Origin of the sequence: Spiribacter sp. SSL99, from assembly GCF_009805925.1 — a bacterium.
Lineage (GTDB): Bacteria > Pseudomonadota > Gammaproteobacteria > Nitrococcales > Nitrococcaceae > Spiribacter > Spiribacter roseus.
This window is the reverse complement of record NZ_MAOM01000002.1, coordinates 40,937-59,420: the sequence shown is the minus strand read 5'-3', so window position 1 is coordinate 59,420 and position 18,484 is coordinate 40,937. Positions and strand designations below refer to the sequence as shown.

16 protein-coding genes are annotated in these 18,484 nt (G+C 67.1%); 9 read left to right on the top strand and 7 right to left on the bottom strand.

Features of this window, described 5'->3' with window-relative positions; translation table 11 throughout:
* Window positions 1–11 precede the first annotated feature (11 nt).
* The 6 genes from recQ to lexA all read right to left on the bottom strand — a co-directional run bounded on the left by recQ (window position 12) and on the right by lexA (window position 8,758).
* Window positions 12–1,850 (bottom strand): DNA helicase RecQ, encoded by a 1,839-nt coding sequence (gene recQ / locus BA899_RS00745; protein WP_159299418.1) that lies wholly within the window; start codon window positions 1,848–1,850, stop codon window positions 12–14.
* A gap of 65 nt (window positions 1,851–1,915) precedes the next feature.
* Window positions 1,916–5,008: an error-prone DNA polymerase gene (locus tag BA899_RS00740; protein WP_200833020.1), complete on the bottom strand. Its 3,093-nt coding sequence runs from the start codon at window positions 5,006–5,008 to the stop codon at window positions 1,916–1,918.
* Between the two features lie 6 nt (window positions 5,009–5,014).
* The gene (locus BA899_RS00735) at window positions 5,015–5,902 is read right to left on the bottom strand and encodes an EamA family transporter (protein ID WP_159299417.1); all 888 of its coding nucleotides are present in this window, start codon (window positions 5,900–5,902) and stop codon (window positions 5,015–5,017) included.
* Window positions 5,903–5,942: 40 nt separating this feature from the next.
* Window positions 5,943–7,391, bottom strand: a complete 1,449-nt coding sequence (locus BA899_RS00730; RefSeq protein WP_159299416.1) for a DNA polymerase Y family protein — start codon at window positions 7,389–7,391, stop codon at window positions 5,943–5,945.
* Between the two features lie 32 nt (window positions 7,392–7,423).
* Window positions 7,424–8,098, bottom strand: coding sequence for a translesion DNA synthesis-associated protein ImuA (gene imuA / locus BA899_RS00725; protein ID WP_069134249.1), 675 nt, complete (start codon window positions 8,096–8,098; stop codon window positions 7,424–7,426).
* Between the two features lie 24 nt (window positions 8,099–8,122).
* Window positions 8,123–8,758 carry a transcriptional repressor LexA gene (gene lexA, locus BA899_RS00720; RefSeq protein WP_069134250.1) on the bottom strand — a complete coding sequence of 212 codons (636 nt, stop codon included), beginning with the start codon at window positions 8,756–8,758 and terminating at the stop codon, window positions 8,123–8,125.
* An 89-nt stretch (window positions 8,759–8,847) separates the two neighbouring features.
* On the opposite strand from lexA, the gene relA reads away from it, so the two are divergent.
* The 6 genes from relA to BA899_RS00690 all read left to right on the top strand — a co-directional run bounded on the left by relA (window position 8,848) and on the right by BA899_RS00690 (window position 15,708).
* Window positions 8,848–11,064 (top strand): GTP diphosphokinase, encoded by a 2,217-nt coding sequence (gene relA, locus BA899_RS00715; RefSeq protein WP_159299415.1) that lies wholly within the window; start codon window positions 8,848–8,850, stop codon window positions 11,062–11,064.
* Between the two features lie 3 nt (window positions 11,065–11,067).
* On the top strand, window positions 11,068–12,714 hold the full coding sequence (locus BA899_RS00710) for an ExeM/NucH family extracellular endonuclease (RefSeq protein WP_159299414.1): 1,647 nt from the start codon (window positions 11,068–11,070) through the stop codon (window positions 12,712–12,714).
* Window positions 12,715–12,785: 71 nt separating this feature from the next.
* Window positions 12,786–13,580, top strand: a complete 795-nt coding sequence (locus BA899_RS00705) for an ABC transporter ATP-binding protein (protein WP_069134253.1) — start codon at window positions 12,786–12,788, stop codon at window positions 13,578–13,580.
* Entirely contained in the window at window positions 13,577–14,314 is a 738-nt protein-coding gene (locus BA899_RS00700) for an ABC transporter substrate-binding protein (protein ID WP_083217700.1), read from the top strand. The genes BA899_RS00705 and BA899_RS00700 overlap by 4 nt, the downstream gene beginning before the upstream one ends.
* 18 nt (window positions 14,315–14,332) lie before the next feature.
* Window positions 14,333–15,025, top strand: a complete 693-nt coding sequence (locus BA899_RS00695) for an ABC transporter permease (protein ID WP_148122253.1) — start codon at window positions 14,333–14,335, stop codon at window positions 15,023–15,025.
* Window positions 15,022–15,708, top strand: a complete 687-nt coding sequence (locus tag BA899_RS00690) for an ABC transporter permease (protein ID WP_069134255.1) — start codon at window positions 15,022–15,024, stop codon at window positions 15,706–15,708. Before BA899_RS00695 ends, BA899_RS00690 begins: the two co-directional genes overlap by 4 nt.
* Here the strand turns inward: BA899_RS00690 and BA899_RS00685 are convergent.
* On the bottom strand, window positions 15,644–16,321 hold the full coding sequence (locus tag BA899_RS00685; protein ID WP_159299413.1) for an N-acetyltransferase: 678 nt from the start codon (window positions 16,319–16,321) through the stop codon (window positions 15,644–15,646). The two genes, BA899_RS00690 and BA899_RS00685, sit on opposite strands and share 65 nt — an antisense overlap.
* A 115-nt stretch (window positions 16,322–16,436) precedes the next feature.
* On the opposite strand from BA899_RS00685, the gene BA899_RS00680 reads away from it, so the two are divergent.
* From BA899_RS00680 to BA899_RS00670, 3 genes are read left to right on the top strand one after another with little or no spacing between them, the layout of a single operon-like run.
* A complete protein-coding gene (locus BA899_RS00680; RefSeq protein WP_159299412.1) occupies window positions 16,437–16,991 on the top strand; it encodes a hypothetical protein in 555 nt (184 codons plus the stop codon).
* Window positions 16,992–17,014: 23 nt separating this feature from the next.
* Window positions 17,015–17,410 carry a DUF2721 domain-containing protein gene (locus BA899_RS00675; protein ID WP_069134258.1) on the top strand — a complete coding sequence of 132 codons (396 nt, stop codon included), beginning with the start codon at window positions 17,015–17,017 and terminating at the stop codon, window positions 17,408–17,410.
* On the top strand, window positions 17,407–18,474 hold the full coding sequence (locus tag BA899_RS00670) for a GGDEF domain-containing protein (protein WP_144348182.1): 1,068 nt from the start codon (window positions 17,407–17,409) through the stop codon (window positions 18,472–18,474). The genes BA899_RS00675 and BA899_RS00670 overlap by 4 nt, the downstream gene beginning before the upstream one ends.
* The last annotated feature ends 10 nt before the right edge of the window (window positions 18,475–18,484 follow it).

Sequence of the window (18,484 nt, the reverse complement as noted above, 5' to 3'; positions counted from 1 at the left end):
AGTCTAACGCGTCAGCGACTGGCGGGGTCGGGCAGTGTGGCCAGGGTCTCCAGAAAGGCTTCGCCGTAGCGCTCGAGCTTGCGGGCGCCGACGCCAGGCAGTGCCGCGAATTCTTCAAGACTGCGCGGATGCTGCTCGACCATCGCGAGCAGCGTGGCATCGTGAAAGATGACGTAGGGTGGAACCCCCTCGGTTTCCGCCAGTCGGCGGCGTTGGGCGCGCAGCGCCGCCCAGGTGTCCGGCGCCATGGCCACATCCGATGCGGCGACCCGGGCCCGGGACTGAGGCCGCTGGGCGGGCAGATCCTCGCGCAGCTCGAGTCCCTGTTCCCCCCGCAGCAGGGGCCGACACGCGTCATTCAGGCGCAGACCGCCATGGCCCTCTGGGTCGGGTTCGAGGTAGCCATGCGCCAGCAGCTGGCGGATCACCGACTGCCAGGTGCTGCGTGACAGGTCGGTGCCGATGGCGAAGGTGCTCAGCTGGTCGTGGCCGCGCTGCCGGATGCGGTCGTTGTCCTGGCCCAGCAGCACGTCGATGACGTGGGCCGCGCCGAACCGCTGCCCGGTCCGATAGACGCAGGAGAGCAGCCGGCGGGCCGGGTCCGCCGCGTCCCAGGTGCGCGGAGGGGACTGGCAGTTGTCGCAGTACTCGCAGCGTCCCGCATAGTGCTCGCCAAAATGCCCCAGCAGGGTGGGACGTCGGCATTCGTGGGTTTCGCAAAAACCCAGCAGGGCCTCCAGACGCTGTTTTTCGCGGCGCTTGTGCCCCTCGCCGGCGCTGGATTCGGCCCCCATCTGACGGATGCGGTAAATGTCCTGCAGGCCATAGACCAGCCAGGCATCCGCGGGCAGGCCGTCGCGGCCGGCCCGGCCGGTCTCCTGGTAGTAGGCCTCGAGGGTCTTGGGCAGGTCGAGGTGGGCGACAAAGCGGACATCGGGTTTGTCGATGCCCATGCCGAAGGCCACCGTGGCCACCATCACCAGCCCTTCCTCGCGCAGAAAACGGGCCTGGTGGTGGGCGCGCAGGGTCTGCTCCAGCCCGGCATGATAGGCCAGTGCAGGGATGCCACGGGTATTCAGCCAATCGGCGATCTGCTCGGTGGCGCGCCGCGACATGCAGTAGACGATCCCCGACTCACCGGCATGACGGCTGCGGATGAACGCCAGCAGCTGCTCCCGGGGCCGTTCCTTGAGGCCCACTTCGTAGCGGATGTTGGGCCGGTCAAAGCTCGATACGAACGAAGCGGCGTCATCAGGCAGCAGTCCGCTGCGGATCTCCTCGCGGGTGCGCTGATCCGCCGTGGCGGTGAGGGCGAGCCGCGGGACATGGGGGAAGCGCTCGCCGATGGCGCCGAGCTGCTGGTACTCGGGCCGGAAATCATGCCCCCACTGTGATACGCAGTGCGCCTCGTCGATGGCGAACAGGGCCACGTCGATGGCGCTCAGCCGATGCATCAGATCGCTGTTCAGCAGCCGCTCCGGGGCCACGTACAGCAGATCGATCGTACCGGCCTGCAGGGCGCGCTCGGTCTCGGCGCGGGTCTCGGCGGGCAGGCTCGAATTGAGCGCCGCCGCCCGTACCCCCTGCTGTCGCAGGGCGCTGACCTGGTCGGTCATCAGCGCGATCAGCGGCGAAATGACCACCGCGACCCCGGGGCGCACCAGCGCCGGGATCTGGTAGCACAGGGATTTGCCGCCCCCCGTGGGCATCAGCACCAGGGCGTCACCGCCATTGATGACATGCTCGATGATTTCGGCCTGGCGGCCACGGAACTGCGAATAGCCAAAGACCGATTCCAGGATCTGGCCGGCTTCGGTGACCGCCGGGGGGCTCGACATCGCGTTGTGCATGGGCTGGATCAATGGGCGTCCGGTTGACTGAATGCCCCTATCCTATCGCCACCGGGTGCGCGCCGTCAGTGGAAATCCCGTGATCGGGTCTGCAGTTCGCCCAGAAGGTGGCTGTGATCCTCGAGTCGTCCGGCAACCAGGTGGCAGACATCGTCGCGCTGCTCCCAGATACCGATGACGCCGAGCAGCCGCGCGCCGATCACCTGCGGGCGCTGGCGCTCGGCAAGGTCCTTCCAGACCACCACGTTGACGCTGCCGGTTTCGTCTTCGAGGGTCAGAAAAACCACGCCACCCGCCGCGCCCGGGCGCTGGCGATTGATGACCAGGCCCGCTGCCCGGGCGATGCGGCGATGACCGTGATCGGCCAGTTCCGTGGCCGGCCGAAACCCCTGTTGACGGAGTCGTGGCCGAAGCAGCGCCAGCGGATGGCGGCCCAGGCTGAGCCCCAGGCCGCGATAGTCGCCCAGCAGATCTTCGGCCTCGGAAGGTGCGGGCAGGTCCGGCGTGGATTCCCGGGCCGGCGTTGATGCAAGCAGCGGGCCGCGCGCCTCGATGCCCAGCACCTGCCACCAGGCCCGGCGGCGATGCCCGCCGATGCCGGCCAGGGCCCCGGCGTCGGCCAGTGCCCGCAGGCTGCCCCGGTCGAGACGGGCGCGCCGGGCAAGATCGGCGACATCGCGAAACGGCCCGTCCTGCTCGCGGGTCTGGCACAGGCGCCGCGCGGCCTGTGTGCTCAGTCCGCGGACCAGGCGCATGCCCAGCCGCAGACTGGGTGCCGCCGTCGAGTCGCGATCGCGCTCGAGGGTGGAGTCCCAGTCGCTGAAACGCACATCAACGCCGGTCACCTCGACGCCATGGGCACGGGCGTCGCGAACCAGCTGCGCGGGGGCGTAAAAGCCCATGGGCTGGCTGTTGAGCAGTGCACAGGTGAAGACCGCCGGGTAGTGGCACTTGAGCCAGGCCGAGACATAGACGAGCAGGGCAAAACTGGCGGCATGGGATTCGGGGAAGCCATAATCGCCGAACCCGCAGATCTGCTCGAACAATCGCTCCGCGAACTCGGGTGCATAGCCACGCTCGCGCATGCCCTCGAGTAAACGCTCCCTGAATGGCCCCAGCCCGCCACGCTTTTTCCAGGCGGCCATGGCGCGACGCAGTGAATCGGCTTCGCCCGGGCTGAAGCCCGCCGCGACAATGGCGAGCTGCATGACCTGCTCCTGGAAAATCGGTACGCCCAAGGTGCGCTCGAGGACGCCGCGAACGGCGTCGCTGGGATAATCCACGGCTTCCTGCCCGGCCCGGCGTCGCAGATACGGGTGCACCATGTCGCCCTGAATCGGTCCCGGACGAACGATGGAAATCTCGATGACCAGATCATAGAAGCAGCGTGGCCGAAGCCGCGGCAGCATGGCCATCTGCGCCCGCGACTCCACCTGAAAGACCCCCACGGTATCGGCACGACCCAGCATGTCGTAAACCGCCGGATCCTCGGCCGGGATATCCGCCAGCGCCAGCAGGCGTCCGTAATGCCGCTCGATCAGTGCCAGGCTGCGCCGGATGGCGCTGAGCATGCCCAGGGCGAGGCAGTCGACCTTGAGCAGTCCCAGTGTCTCGAGGTCGTCCTTGTCCCACTGGATGATGCTGCGTCCGGCCATGGCCGCATTCTCGGTGGGCACCAGCTCGCTGAGCGGGCCCTGACTGATCACGAAACCGCCGACGTGCTGGGAGAGGTGACGCGGGAATCCCACCAGTTCATGGACCAGTGTCAGGAGGCGATGGATCATGGGATTGTCCGGATCGAATCCCGCCTCGATGAGTCGCTCGGGCTCGATGGACTGTCCATCCCACCACTGCAGGGTGCCGGTGAGGCGTTCGATCTGATCGCCATCCAGTCCCAGCGCCTTGCCGACGTCGCGCACTGCGCTTCGGGGGCGGTAGCAGATCACCGTGGCGGCCAGGGCCGCCCGATGCCGGCCGTATTTGCGGTAGATGTACTGAATGACCTCCTCGCGCCGGTCGTGCTCGAAGTCGACATCAATGTCCGGCGGTTCATTGCGCTCGCGCGAGATGAAACGCTCGAACAGCAGGCTCGACCGGGCCGGATCCACCGCGGTGATCCCCAGGCAATAGCAGACGGTGGAGTTGGCCGCCGAGCCGCGCCCCTGGCAGAGGATGCCCTGGCGGCGGGCGAATTCGACCATATCGTGAACGGTCAGAAAGAACGGCTCATAGGCCAGCTCGCGGATCAGGGCGAGCTCGTGCTCGATGGCCGCGTGGACCGATGCCGGGGCGCCGTCGGGCCAGCGTGCCCGGGCCCCGGCCTCCACCCGGTCGCGCAGCCAGCTGGCGGGGGTATGCTCGGCGGGGACCAGCTCTTCGGGGTATTCATAGCGCAGTTCGTCGAGACTGAAATGGCAGCGCTCGGCGATCCGCAGGGTTTCGCTGATCATGGCCCGGGGATAATCGCGGGCGATGTGGCGTCCCGGGCGCAGGTGACGCTCGCCATTGGCCATCGCGGCCGCGCCCAGCTCGCTGAGCCGTCGGCCGTGGCGGATGGCGGTGAGGGTGTCCTGCAATGCCCTTCGCCCGCGGCGATGCATCACGATGCCACCGCTTGCCACGGCCGGCAGGTCATGACGATGGGCAAGGTCCTGGCAATGCCGGATTCTTTCGGCGTCGCGGCCATCGCGCTGGATGGCGGTGGTAAGCCAGGCCCGATCGGGGAATGTGCGCCGGATCCAGGCAGCGTCTTCCGCGGGGCTGTCCGGCTGGGTGACCAGCAGTGCCAGACAGCCGGGGACACCATCCTGAAGATCGCTGCGCTCGAGCCGATAGTGACCCTTGTCGGCCTGGCTGCGGCCCAGCGCGATCAGCGCCGACAGCCGGGCATAGGCCGACCGGTCCGGGGCCAGCAGTACCAGGTGCAGGCCGTCCGCCAGCCGGAATTCACTGCCGATGATGAGCGACAGGTCGCCATCGCGGGCGGCGGCATGGGCCCGGACCACACCGGCGAGGGAGCATTCATCGGTCAGCGCGAGTGCCCGGTAGCCAAGGGCCGCCGCCCGGCGCACCAGCTCTTCGGGATGTGAGGCCCCGCGCAGAAAGCTGAAGTTGCTGATGCAGTGAAGCTCGGCATAGGTCGCGTCGACGTTTGCCATGATGGGTCAGCCGAGCAGTCGTCGAGCGAAACCCGGTACGGTGAGGCCCATGACCGCCAAGGTCAGCATGATGGCGCCGAGTAGTCCGAACGGGCCGAGGGCCTCGCCCAGCAGGGCCCAGGCCAGTAGCGCCGCACCCAGTGGCTCCAGTAACACGAGGATGCTCGAAATGGTGGCCGTGGTGTGGCGCAGCCCACTGAAAAAGCAGACATATCCGAGCGTAGTGGGGATCAGCGCCAGATAGGCGAGGGCCGGTACCGTCAGGGCCGCGGTCTCGATCAGCGGTGCCAGACCCTCCATGGATAATGCCGGCACCATCACCAGTGCACCCACTCCGAACCCCAGCGCGGCGCTCTGCATGGGGTGGACGTGATCGGCGGCATGGCGACTGATCAGGGTGAAGGCGGCATACACGCCGGCCGCGAACAGTCCGTAGCCGACGCCGGCCCAGAGGCCTTCACCAATGTTCATGGCCTGGGGGGAGATCACCAGCAGGGCGGTGCCGGCAATCGCGAGGGCCAGGGCCGTGAGGACGCGGCGGGTCAGTGCTTCGCCCAGCAGCAGCGTGCCCAGCAGGGCAACAAGAACCGGCGCCAGGCAGAGAGTGATCAACGTGGCCAGACCGGCACCGATCTTTTCCACCGAGCTCAGATATCCCACCTGGAAACCCGCCTGGGCCAGCCCGAGCAGCAGTAGCCAGCGGCCGGTGGCGGGTGGCAGGCGCAGGAAGCCGCGCCCCTGGTGGAGAAGACCGATTGCCGTGAACAACGGCGCGGCCACGGCCAGCCGGATGAACGCCACCATCAATGGCGAGATCTCGGTCTGCTCGAACAGCACCCGCGAGACGACCCCGGTGGTGCTCCAGAGCAGGGCCGCCACTGCCACGAGCGCCATGCCGCGGCCCGGCGCGAACCTGAAGTGACCCGCGGGCATATCAGGCGAATATCCCGTGCAGATACCAGTCGCGCGGTCCGCGCCGATTACGGAATATCCAGACGCGACGCCCCTCGGCGGTGCATGCGTGGTAGTAGTCGCGGGTGACATCGAGCCCGTCCCACCAGCCGGTCTCGATGCGCTCGGGCCCCGTCTCGAGCACCAGCGGGGCGTTGTGGTACTGCGGGCGTCCCTGGCAGCTGCGCAGTGGCAGCGGACGTTCGAGCAACCAGGCGGGTCGCGCGCCGGTGCAGGGCGAGGGCGCTGACGGGTCGACCCTGGCAGGCCGTCGATAGGCCCAGGCCCGCTCGGGTCGATGTTCGGCCATGGGGGTGATCATGCAGACGCGTTCCTCGCCGAGTCGGCTGTCGAAGGTTTCGATGAGTGCTTCCCAGTTCGCGTCCCGCGCCGGCCGGTCATCGCGGTCGAGCAGGTCGAATGCCCCGCTTGTCGCCTGCATGGCATGGAAGCGGCCAGCGCGCAGAGTAACCGCGGTGACGTCGGCCGTCAGCTCGAGACGCTCGAAACGTCGCTCGACCAGCCATTTCAGGTGACTGGCATCGCGGGTTGGCGACATGACCCCCACGGGCAGGCAGGTTGGATCGCGGTCGCGGTGCCAGAGCATGAACCACAGCCGCATGATGGCAGTATCGCGCTCGCGCAGATGGCTGCAGAGCGTATCCAGCAGCTGCTGGATCAAGGGATGGAGGCCGGCCACGTCCGCAACCGCCTCGGGGCAGTCGATGAGTTGCTCGAACTGACCGGGCGGCTGCCAGTCCTGGCGTGGATCGGGGCGCTCTCCGTGGGCCCGCTGGAGTGTTTCGAGCAGCGGGCGGCCCAGTCGCCGGGTGGCGCCATCGCTGGGCAGCGACCGGACGGCATCCACGCATTCGCAACCCAGACCTTCCAGGGCGTCGCGAACCCGTTTTTCCAGTGGCAGTGCGTGGACTGGCAGGGGCGCGAGCCGATCGGCCAGTGCCGCGCGGGTCGTGACCGGCGTGCTGTCGCCCGCCCGGGCCAGCATCCACGCCGCAGTGGGTGTCGGGGCGATGCCGGTTCCGGCCCGATGCCCGCGTTGCTCAAGGCCCGCCGAGATTCGCTGGCGCAGTGACTCGAGCCCCTGGAAGTAGTGCAGGCTTCCGGCCACCTCCAGAAGCAGCCCCTCGGGCGGCTGGAGGCTTACCCGCGGCGTGAACTGCAGGGCCCAGGTCGCCAGGTGCTCCAGCGTGCGGCGTTCGCGCTGGGGATCGCGGATGCGGTGAAGCCCCGCTTCGCTGATTGCCCGGGCAGCTGTCGGCAGCATGCCGGGGCGGATCCCCAGGCGTCGCGCCGGCCGGTTGGCACCGATGACACGGCCCGCCTCGGAGACAAATAGCGGTTGGGCGTTGTCCCCGCCGCTGCTGAAGCACTCCACCGGCAATTCGCGGAAATGCAGGCACAACCAGAGCATTGCCGTTCATTCACCCATGAGGGAATGGCCCCTCAGTCCTCCAGCGGCAGGGGCTGTTGTGTGCGCACGGGCGCCGTCGACCAGCTGTCGAGTGCCACCGACCCGGGCGGTGTGCCCCGGCACTTGAGTACCCGGAGGTTGAGCTGCTGAGCGCTGCTCTCCCCGAGTGCCAGCCGGAGTGCCGCTGGTGAGCGCTCCTGCGCGGCGGCGGCGTCACGGAACAGCAGGGCGAGACTGTCCCCGGATTCGGCTGCCAGCTGAAGACGCCGCAGGCTGCGATCGTCACAGCGGCTGGGCCAGGCCAGCACGGCCGCGCAGGTCCCGCTTCTGAGGGCCTGTTCGATGGACCACAGCGCCTGGGGCTGATCCCCCGGGTGGACGATCAGCAGCCGCGACAGGTCGATCCCCTGGGCGGCGAGTGCCGGTGCATAGGGCACGAAGGGGGGAGCGATCATGGCGATCCATCGACCGCTGCGCGACAGCCGTGCGAGGGCCGGCATGACCAGCCGCAGCTCGCCGACGCCATGGCCCTCGTGGAGGATCTCGGTGAGGGCGCTGCCGGGAAAACCGCCACCGGGCAATACCCGATCCAGTGCCGCGAAGCCGCTGGGTATATGGTCGAGGGCGGCGTCCGAACCCCCGCGCTGCGGATCGTTGGCGCGCCAGATGCCGGGCTGGTCAAGCAGCTCGTGAATGGCTTCCTTCATGATGAACCTCCTGTCGATTCAGCGTTAGAGCCCGGAACGGATGACACCGACACCGATTCCCTCAATGACGAGTTCCTCGTGTCGCAGGTCGAGTTCAATGGGCGCGAATTCGGGGTTTTCCGGGAGCAACCGGACCCGATGGCCGGTGCGGGAGAAACGTTTGACGGTGACCTCGTCCTGAATGCGGGCGACGACGATCTGGCCGTCGCGGACGTCGGTGGTGGAATGCACGGCGAGCAGGTCGCCGTCGAGGATGCCGGCGTCGCGCATGCTCATGCCGCGGACCCGCAGCAGATAATCCGCATCCGGCGAGAACAGACCGTCGCTGACCCGGTAGTGGTGGTCGATATGTGCTTCCGCCAGTAGGGGGCTGCCCGCCGCCACACGGCCGACCACCGGCAGTCCGTCCGCCTCGGCGGCGTCGACATCGTCGCTGGCGACGGCCCCCCGGTCGCAGAGGCGGATGCCGCGTGATGCGCCGGGTTGAAGGGTGATGAAACCCTTGCGCGCGATGGCCCGCAGGTGCTGCTCGGCGGCGTTGGCCGATCGGAATCCGAGCTCCGCCGCGATTTCGCTGCGTGTGGGCGGGTAGCCGGTACGCGCCAGAAAGCGCTGGATAAGCTGGAGGATCTGATCCTGACGAGGTGTCAGCGTGTTCATGGTTGGCGACCGGTATGGCTTCGATGTAACTGTCAATCTATACAGTACTGTATGGATATTCAATACCCATAGGCGCTAGAATCTGAAACATGGTGAAAGTGAGCGACAATCCGGTCGTCGATCGGCCCGGTGATCAGTCCGCGGCGGAGTGGATCGCCGCCATGCCCCGGTCGCCGGGGGCGGAAGAGCGCGCCCGGCTGACCGCGGCCTGGGAGTACGCCGCCGCTCACTATGGTGATGATCGGCGTGCGGCCGGGGACCGCCGCTTCGATCATGCCGTCGCGGTGGCGGACATCCTGAGCAGCCTCGAGCTTGACGCCGATACCGTGATTGCGGGGCTTCTGCACGACCTGCCGGACGCGGGCGGGCCGGACCTCGCCGCCATTGCCGGGCAGGCCGGCGCCACGGTCGCCAGCCTCGTGGAGGGTGGCCTGCGGATGGGGCAGGTCAGTCGTCTGCATGCGGGGTCGGGTAGCGCGCAGGAGGGCAAGCGTGCCGAGGCGCTGCGCAAGATGCTGCTGGCGATGGCGCGGGATATTCGGGTGGTGTTTCTGGTGCTGGCCGAGCGCCTGCATGATCTGCGCCTTCTGGGCGCCCTGCCCGAGGCCGAACGCCAGCAGGTGGCCCGTGAAACCCTCGACCTGCATGCGCCGCTGGCGAACCGGCTGGGCATCTGGCAGATCAAGTGGGAGCTCGAGGATCTGTCGTTCCGCTATCTCGACCCCGACAGCTACAAGCGCATCGCCCGGCTGCTGGCCGAGCGCCGGGTCGATCGCGAGCGTTTCATCGAGGCCATGAAAGCGCGTCTGGGCACGCATCTGGCCGAGGCGGGCCTGAACGCCGAGATCAGCGGCCGGCCCAAGCACATCTACAGCATCTGGCGGAAGATGCAGCGCAAGGGACTGGGTTTTGACGAGCTCTTCGACCTGCGCGCGGTGCGTGTGCTGGTGGACACCGTGCCGGCCTGCTACACCGCGCTGGGGATCATTCACAGCCTCTGGCAGCCGATTCCCCGCGAATTCGACGACTATATCGCCAGCCCCAAGGAGAACGACTACCGCTCGCTGCATACCGCCGTGATGGGCGAGGGTGGACGCCCCGTCGAGGTCCAGATCCGCACCCGCGAGATGCATGACCAGGCCGAACTGGGCATCGCCGCCCACTGGCGCTACAAGGAGGGTCGCAGTGCCGATCCCGACTTCGATGCGCGGGTTGCCTGGCTGCGTCAGCTACTCGAATCGACACCGGACAGTGAAACCGATGGCGATCTCATCGACCGTTTCCGTGCCGAAATCTTTGAGGACCGCGTCTATGTGATTACGCCCGGGGGCGATGTGGTCGACCTGCCCAGGGGCACCACGCCGCTGGATTTCGCCTACACCATTCACAGCGAGATCGGGCATCACTGCCGGGGCGCGCGGGTCAACGGGCGAATGGTCCCCCTGACTCACTCCCTGCAGAACGGCGACCAGGTCGAGATCCTCACCGCCCGCCATGCCCGGCCCAGTCGCGATTGGCTCAACCCGGCACTGGGCTATCTCAACTCGCCCCGCCCGCGGGCCAAAGTGCGCGCCTGGTTCCGTCAGCAGGATCAGGACAAGACCATTCAGCTGGGCCGCGAGCTGCTCGAGCGCGAACTCCATCGGCTGGGGCTTGCCGACGTCAATCTGGAGTCACTGGCCGCGCGGTCACGCTACGCCCGGCTGCCCGATTTTCTGGCTGCCCTGGGGCGGGGCGATGTGACCGGCGGGCAGATCGCCCATCTGCTGCGTGACCGGCTGCTGCCCGCCGAGCCCGAAAGCCGCGAGCAGCTGCTGCGCCGCCGCAGTGGCAGTGCCTCGACCCCAACGGATCCCGAGGACGACATCAGCGTCTATGGCGTTGGCAACCTGATGACGCGGATGGCGCGCTGCTGTCAGCCCACGCCGGGTGACGCCATCCTCGGCTTCATCACCCGCAATGAGGGGGTCACGGTCCATCGCAGCGACTGTGCGAACATCCGGCGGTTGCAGGAGACGACGCCGGAGCGCCTCATCGAGGTCAGCTGGAGTCGTGGGTCGGGGCGTGCCTATCCCGTGGATATCGTGGTCGAGGCCTATGATCGCCCGGGTCTGATCCGCGACATCTCATCGCTGCTCAATAACGAGGGCATCAATGTGACGGCGGTCAACACCCGCACCGATCCTGATGATCAGGTGGCGCGCATGGTCATGACCGTTGAGGTGGCGGACGTCGATCAGCTGAGTGGGGTCATGCAGCGGATGGTGGGTCTGCGCAATATCCGCGATGTCCACCGGGCGGTCTGAGGCATGACAACGTCGGGTGACTGCAGGCGCTGGTGGCTGGGTGCCGGGTTGATCGGTCTGGTTCTGGCGCTGTCCAGCGCCGGCGTTCAGGCCCGTCCGGCATGCGGGGCAACGGGGGCGACTCCGCTCACGGCAATCCTCGGTCTGAAGGGTGAGGCCCTGCCGGCCGGCCGGGAGGTTGAGGTCCAGGCCCTGGTCAGCGGGCGTTTCCCCGGCGACTCCGGACTGAACGGGTTCTATCTGGTCTCCGAGTCATCGCCGGCCGGGATTTTCGTCTATGCCCCCGATCTGGCAACCGCCGAAACCCCGGATCGCCAGACGCGCCTGCGGATCCGCGCCCATACCGGGCGTTACCGCGGACGGATCCAGCTCGAACGGGTCGTGGCCATGTCACGCTGCGGGGTGGGTACGGTCGACCCGGTCCGGCTGGAGCCGGGGGATCCGACGACCTACGCACGTCTGCGCGACCGCCCGGTGCGCATCGACGGGTCGCTCAGCATTGCCGAAGTCTACAACCTGGGGCGCTATGGCAGTCTGCGCCTCGCCCGGGGCGGGCGGCCGTTTCATCCCAACAACGGGGTTGAGGGCGGCGAGCGGCTGGACCTGCTCCTCGATGACGGCAGCTATCGGCGCGACCCGCGGCCGGTTCCGCACACCCGGGATGGCATCCGACGGGCCGGCGACCGGGTCGAGCGGGTGACCGGGATCCTCACCCGCGCCTTCGGGCGCTGGCGCATTCATCCCACCGAGCCGCCGTCCTTCCAGGCCCGCAATCCGCGCCCGGCGGCGCCACCCCGCGGGCCGGGCCTGCGCCTGGTGCAGCTCAACCTGCAGAACTACTTCACCGACCGCCGTGGCCGCGGTGCACCAACCGAGCGCGCCTTCGAGCGCCAGCGCGAGCGCCTGCTGGACCTTGTGCAGGCCCTCGATCCGGATCTGCTGGCCCTTCACGAGGTCGAGAACAATGCCGCTACCGTCGACAATCTGGTCAACCTGCTGAACGCCTCGACGCCGCCGGCGGATGATTATCGCGCGGCCGTGGACGGCCGGGGTGACGCAGTCATTCGCAGCGTCGTGCTGTATCGCCCCGATCGCCTGAGCCGGCGGACGGCTGATCGCCAGGCGCACCCCGCCCATCCGCGGCAGCCCATTGTCGTCCGGTTCCGGACGCCGGCGGGGGCTGAATTCCGTGTGGCGGCCGCGCATTTCAAGTCCCGGGGTGGCTGCCCGCAGCGCGGCGATGTCGATCGCGGTGAAGGGTGCTGGGCGGATCGGCGCCAGGCCCAGAGCCGGGCGATGATCGACTGGCTGGCGGGCCGCCCCGCGTCGGACACGCCACTGCTGGTGCTGGCCGACCTCAATGCCTATCCAGCCGAGCGGGCGGTTGGCGCATGGACCACCGCCGGGTATCACGATCTGCTGGCGCGTCATGTGACGCCCCTCGACCGGTATACCTACAACTACCGCGGTCGTGCCGGCTACCTCGATCACGCACTGGCCAACCGCGGCATGCTCGCGCGCATCGCCGCGGTCCGCGTCTGGCCGATCAATGCCGATGAGTCCGCGCATCTGGCGCGCGAGGGGCATGGCGTCTGGCGGCTGTCGGATCACGATCCGATCATCATCGACCTGCACCCGCCGACGTCGTGAGCGCATTGGGCGACATCGCCATGTTGCGCTGCTAATGTAGTCATTGCACTGTCATATCGCCGGGGAATCCCATGGACGAGACCGCGATCGAGCTGCGCGGGATTTACAAGCGTTTTGGTGATCTGGAAGTCATCAAGGGCATCGACCTGACCGCCCGGCGCGGGGAGGTGGTGGCGCTGATCGGGACCAGTGGCTCGGGCAAGAGCACCCTGCTGCGCTGCGTCAACCTGCTTGAGCGCCCGGATGCCGGCGAGATCCTGTTCAACGGTGAGTCGATTGATCTGCGCGCCGGCCGCGACGGTACGCTGCGCCCCGCCCACCACGAGCAGATCACCCGGGTGCGCGCGGGCATCGGGTTCGTGTTCCAGAACTTCAATCTCTGGCCTCACATGAGCGTGCTTGAGAACGTCATTGAGGCGCCGATCCATGTCTCCGGCCTTTCCCGCCGTCAGGCCGTTGCCGAGGCCGAGCATCTGCTCGAGAAAGTCGGGCTCGGCGATAAGAAGGACGCCTACCCGGCGTTCCTGTCGGGCGGCCAGCAGCAGCGCGCGGCCATTGCCCGGACGCTGGCGATGAAGCCCGCCGTCATCCTCTTTGACGAGCCCACCTCCGCCCTTGACCCCGAGCTGGTGGGCGAGGTGCTGGGCGTGATCCGGCAGCTCGCCGAAGAGGGCCGGACCATGCTGATCGTGACCCACGAGATGCGCTTTGCCCGCGATGTCGCCCATCGCGTCGTATTCCTCGACGCCGGACGCATCGAAGAGCAGGGGCCGCCCTCCGAGGTCTTCGGTCAGCCCCGATCAGAGCGCTGTCGCGCATTTCTCGCAACCCATCTATCGGAAGCCAAAGGAGTGACACTGTCATGATCCGTTCCCTGTTCGCCCTGCTGCTCGGCAGCCTCATCGCCCTGCCCGTATCGGCCCAGGACACGCTGCGAATCGCGACTGAGGGCGCCTATCCGCCCTTCAACTTCATCGACGCCTCGGGCGAGGTCAAAGGATTTGATGTCGACATCGCCGAGGCCCTGTGCGCCGAAATGGGCGCTGACTGCGAGCTGGTCACCCAGTCCTGGGATGGCATCATCCCCGGCCTGATTGCGGGTCGCTACGACGCCATCATCGCCTCGATGTCCATCACCCCCGAGCGTCAGGAGGCCGTGAGCTTCAGCGAGCCCTACTATTCCAACAAGCTGCAGTTCATTGCCCCCAACGAGAGCGATTTCGGCCCGTCTGATGCGTCCGATGCCGTGATCGGCGCCCAGCGCGCGACCATTGCCGCCCAGTGGTTGCAGGACAATGTCCCCGAGGCCGACATCCGGGTCTATGACACCCAGGAAAACGCCTATCTGGACCTTGAAAGCGGTCGCCTGGATGCCGTGCTCGCCGACGTCTACGTGAGCTACGAGTGGCTCGAGAGCGACGAAGGCGCCGCTTACGAGTTCAAGGGCGACCCGGTCTACGACGATGACAAGATCGCTATCGCCGTGCGCAAGGGGGACGAGGCCCTGGCCGCGCGTTTCAGTGAGGCCATTGAGGCGATCCGCGCCGACGGGACGTATCAGGCGATCAACGCCGAGTACTTCCCCTTCGATATCTACTGATCCGCCGGGCGACTGCGCATGGATCTTCAGGGGTTTGGCGCGCAGCTCGCCGCTGGCACCTGGGTGACGGTACAGCTTGCCATCGTCAGCATGGCCTGTGCCGTCATTCTGGGTCTGCTGGGTGCCAGTGCGAAGACCGCCGGGCCGGCGCCTGTGCGGGCGCTGGGCACGCTCTATACCGGCACGGTCCGGGGGCTGCCCGAGCTGCTGGTCATCCTGCTGGTGTATTTCGGCGCGGCCAACGCGATCAACGCGGTCGCCTCGATGCTGGGCTACACCGGGTATATCGCGCTGTCGCCGTTCATGGCCGGCGTGATCGCGCTGGCGTTCAACTACGGCGCCTACATGACCGAAGTCTTCCGTGGGGCCCTGGCGACGATACCGGCGGGGCATCGCGAAGCGGGGCTGGCGCTGGGGATGGGGCGGGCCCGGATCTTCCGGCGCATTGTCCTGCCACAGGTCTGGCGGGTCGCCCTGCCGGCCAGCGGCAATATCTTTCTCTCGCTCATCAAGGACACGGCACTGGTCTCGGTCATCGGCCTTGAGGATCTGATGCGCGAGACCTCCGTGGCGGTGGGCTACAGCAAAGAGCCATTCACCTTCTATGTGGCGGCGGCTTTCATCTATCTGGGGCTGACGGCGCTCACCACGCTCGCGATCCATTGGCTTGAACGGCGGACCACGCATGGCATGAGGACGCTGGCCGGATGAACTGGCAGGTAATGATCGAGAGCCTGCCGGCGCTCGCCGAGGGGGCCCTGCTGACCCTTGAGCTGGTCGCCGTTTCGGGGGTCCTGGGGTTGGTGCTGGCGGTGCCCATGGCAATGGCGCGTGTCTCGCCACGCGGGTGGGTGAAGGCCTTGCCCATGGCGCATATCTATTTCTTTCGGGGCACGCCGCTGCTGGTGCAGATCTATCTGGTCTACTACGGCAGCGGGCAGTTCGAGGCGATCCGAACGTCGTTTCTCTGGCCCTATCTGAGTGAGGCGTACTGGTGCGCCATCATCGCCTTTACCCTGAATACGTCGGCGTATACCGCCGAGATCCTGCGTGGGGCCCTTCAGTCGGTGCCACGCGGTGAGGTCGAGGCGGCCGAGGCGGTGGGCATGACCCCGGCGCTGATCTGGCGTCGCATCCGCCTGCCCCGGGCGTTCCGGATCGCGCTGCCGGCGTACAGCAACGAGGTGATCCTCATGCTCAAGGGCAGCGCGCTCGCGAGCACCATTACGTTGATGGATCTGACCGGGGTGGCGCGGACCATCATTGCCCGAACCTACACGCCCATGGAGCTGTTTCTGGCCGCCGGACTGCTCTATGTGCTGCTCACGTTCATGATCCTGGGCGGGTTTCGGCTGCTCGAGAAGCGGTTGAACCGGCATCTGCAGCCGCGTTGAAGGCGTGCACGGCCTGGGCGCCCGTCCACGGCAGATCGACCTGATCGCCGGCATCGGCCCCCAGTAGCCCACGACGCCGTGGGTCGATCACCCACTCCAGGCGCGTGGCGAAGGGCCGAAACCCGGCGCGCTGGTAAAAACCCAGTGCCGCCACCGAGTCTTCGCTGCAGGTATGCAGCCAGATCCGGCGGGCCCCCAGCGCCTGCGCACCGGCGAGCGCGCTGCCCATCAGCCGCTGGCCCAGGCCCTGGCCACGGGCGCCGGGCACGAGTCCGCAGTGAAGGATTTCCGCCTGACCATCGCGACGCAGGATCAGTTCGCAGAACCCCGCGAGCTCGCCCCCCTGGTCGAGGCGCCAGCAGCGATGATCGGGATTGTCCAGGTCACGGGCGATCGCGGCCCGCCCCTGAGCCAGCCGATCGGACCAGAGCCACGGATTGCCGACCCGGTGATACGCCTGAAGATAATCATCCACACCGGGGAACCAGCGCCGGGCCTTTTCAGCCCAAGCAGTCGTCGAGTCAACGGGCTGCTCAAGAAACATCACCCGTGAGCTGTAGCCGAATTGATCGGGCCGGCAGTAACGCTGGAAGGGGTCAAGCGGATCGTTCATGGTGGAATGCACTCGTGGTTGGTTGATATCGCGCAGCGATTGTTGACACGACAGCGCAACAGGCTGGTACTTTGCCGGCTTATATTCGAACAGAACAGACTGGATGGAGTCACCAATGTCGCATTTACCCATTTGTCACTGGACGCGGCGCGCCGTCTTCACGCTTGCGATCGCCGCAGTCGCTGCGACGGGGCTCGCCCAGGCCCAGAGCTCGGAGGGAGGATCGTCGAGCCGCCAGGAGCTGCAGTCCCTGCAGCAGTCGCTGGCCTCAATCCGCGAGGAGGCGATTAACGAGAACCCCGGTCTGGCGGACCGTCAGCAGTCGCTGGAAGACCGCATGATGTCGCGTATGCGCGACGAGGGCGTCAGCCCCCGGGAGGACGTCAAGCGCCTCCAGGACATCGCTCGTGAGCTGCGTGGCGGCGAAGTGGCCGAGGAAGACCGCGCGGCGATGATGGAAGAGTATCAGAGCACGCGTCAGGCGCTGTTACAGGCACGTCGCACTGCCATGCAGGACAGCGGCATTCAGGACGACCAGATGCAGCTGCAGGAAGACATCGTCGACGCCATGTCCGATATCGATGACAGCGTCCCGGAGATGATCGACCGCTTTGAGACCCTCCGTGGCAATGTCCAGTCGCAACGCCAGTCGGGTAGCGGCGCTCAGTAAGCGTCCGTCAGGGGGAGCAGGGCATGGATCTTACGCTGGGAACGCCGTCATTGCTGTTTCCAGCGGTGTCCCTGCTGCTGCTGGCCTACACCAACCGGTTCCTCGCGCTGGCCTCGCTGATCCGGGATCTGCAGGCCCGCTACTCCAGCACCCAGCGGCGCAGCCTGCTGGCGCAGATCGATAATCTGCGTCGGCGCGTGAAGTTGATTCAGTACATGCAGGCCGCCGGCGTTGGCAGCCTGATGGCCTGTGTCGCCAGCATGTTCCTGCTGTTCGGCGGGTTTGTCCTGGTGGCCCGGTGGCTGTTCGGCCTCAGCCTGATTCTGATGATGGTCTCGCTGGCCCTGTCGGTGCGCGAGATCTGGATATCGGTGAACGCCATCAATATCCAGCTGGCCGATATGGAGTCGGAGCGATGAATGCCCTGCCAGGGGTGATCCTGCCCGGCAATGACCCGCGGCAGTCGCTCCGGGTGCGACGCTTCCTGCTGGCGGCCACCGTCTACGGCCTTGCCATCGCCCTGATGGGGCTTTATGTCCGTCAGGGGCTGCTGGCGATCCCCGAGTGGCAATTCCTGAGCCTGGTGATCGTGCTGGTCAATGCGGGGCTCTACGCGCTTCTCCGCAGCGGCCGCAACGAGCGTTTCGTTGACCCCAGCCTGACCGGGCTCCAGATGTTCATGGTCTGTCTGCTGATGGGGCTGACCATGTACCTGCTGGACGGCGGCCGGGGCGGTCTTCTGCTGCTGTTTCTGGTGTTGCTGATGTTTGGGGTGCTGCGCCTCAATGCTCGACAGTTCACCGCGCTGGGCGGTTTCGCGTTGCTCTGCTATGCCGTCGCGGTGGGGGCCGTCTGGCAGCAGCGGCCGGAGGCGTTCAACGCCCAGGTGGAGCTGCTGCATCTGGTGGCGCTCAGCACGCTGGTGCCCTGTGGCGGCTTTTTCGCCAGTCATGTCAGCCGGCTGCGACGCCTGCTGCGGGACCGTCAGATCGAACTGCAGCGGGCCCGCGAGGAGGCCCATGACCTGCGGGTGCTTGACCCACTGACCGGCATCAGCAACCGCAGCGCCATCATCGCGTTCATCGACCAGGAGTGGCAGCGCGCCGAGCGCCTTGACCAGCCGCTGGCGGTGATCTTTGTCGACCTGGTGCACTTCAAGCGGATCAATCGCGAATACAGCCATGCCACCGGCGACGACGTCCTGCGTGAGGTCGCGCGGCGGCTGCGGGGCTGCGTCCGCGACATTGATGGGCTGGGCCGGTACGGCGGCGAGGAGTTCCTGGTGGCATTGCCCGACGCCGACGCCGATGAGGCGGCCCGTGTGGCGGAAAGACTCCGCAGCTGCATCGAAGGTCAGCGCTTTACCGCCCTGCCGGTCCGCGAGCGTGTGCGCTGTGCGCTGGGCACCAGCATGTTCCATTCATCCGACCCGGACATCTGGCAGGCCATTGAGCGCGCCCGGATTGATTCCGAGTCGGGCTAGACGAACGGGA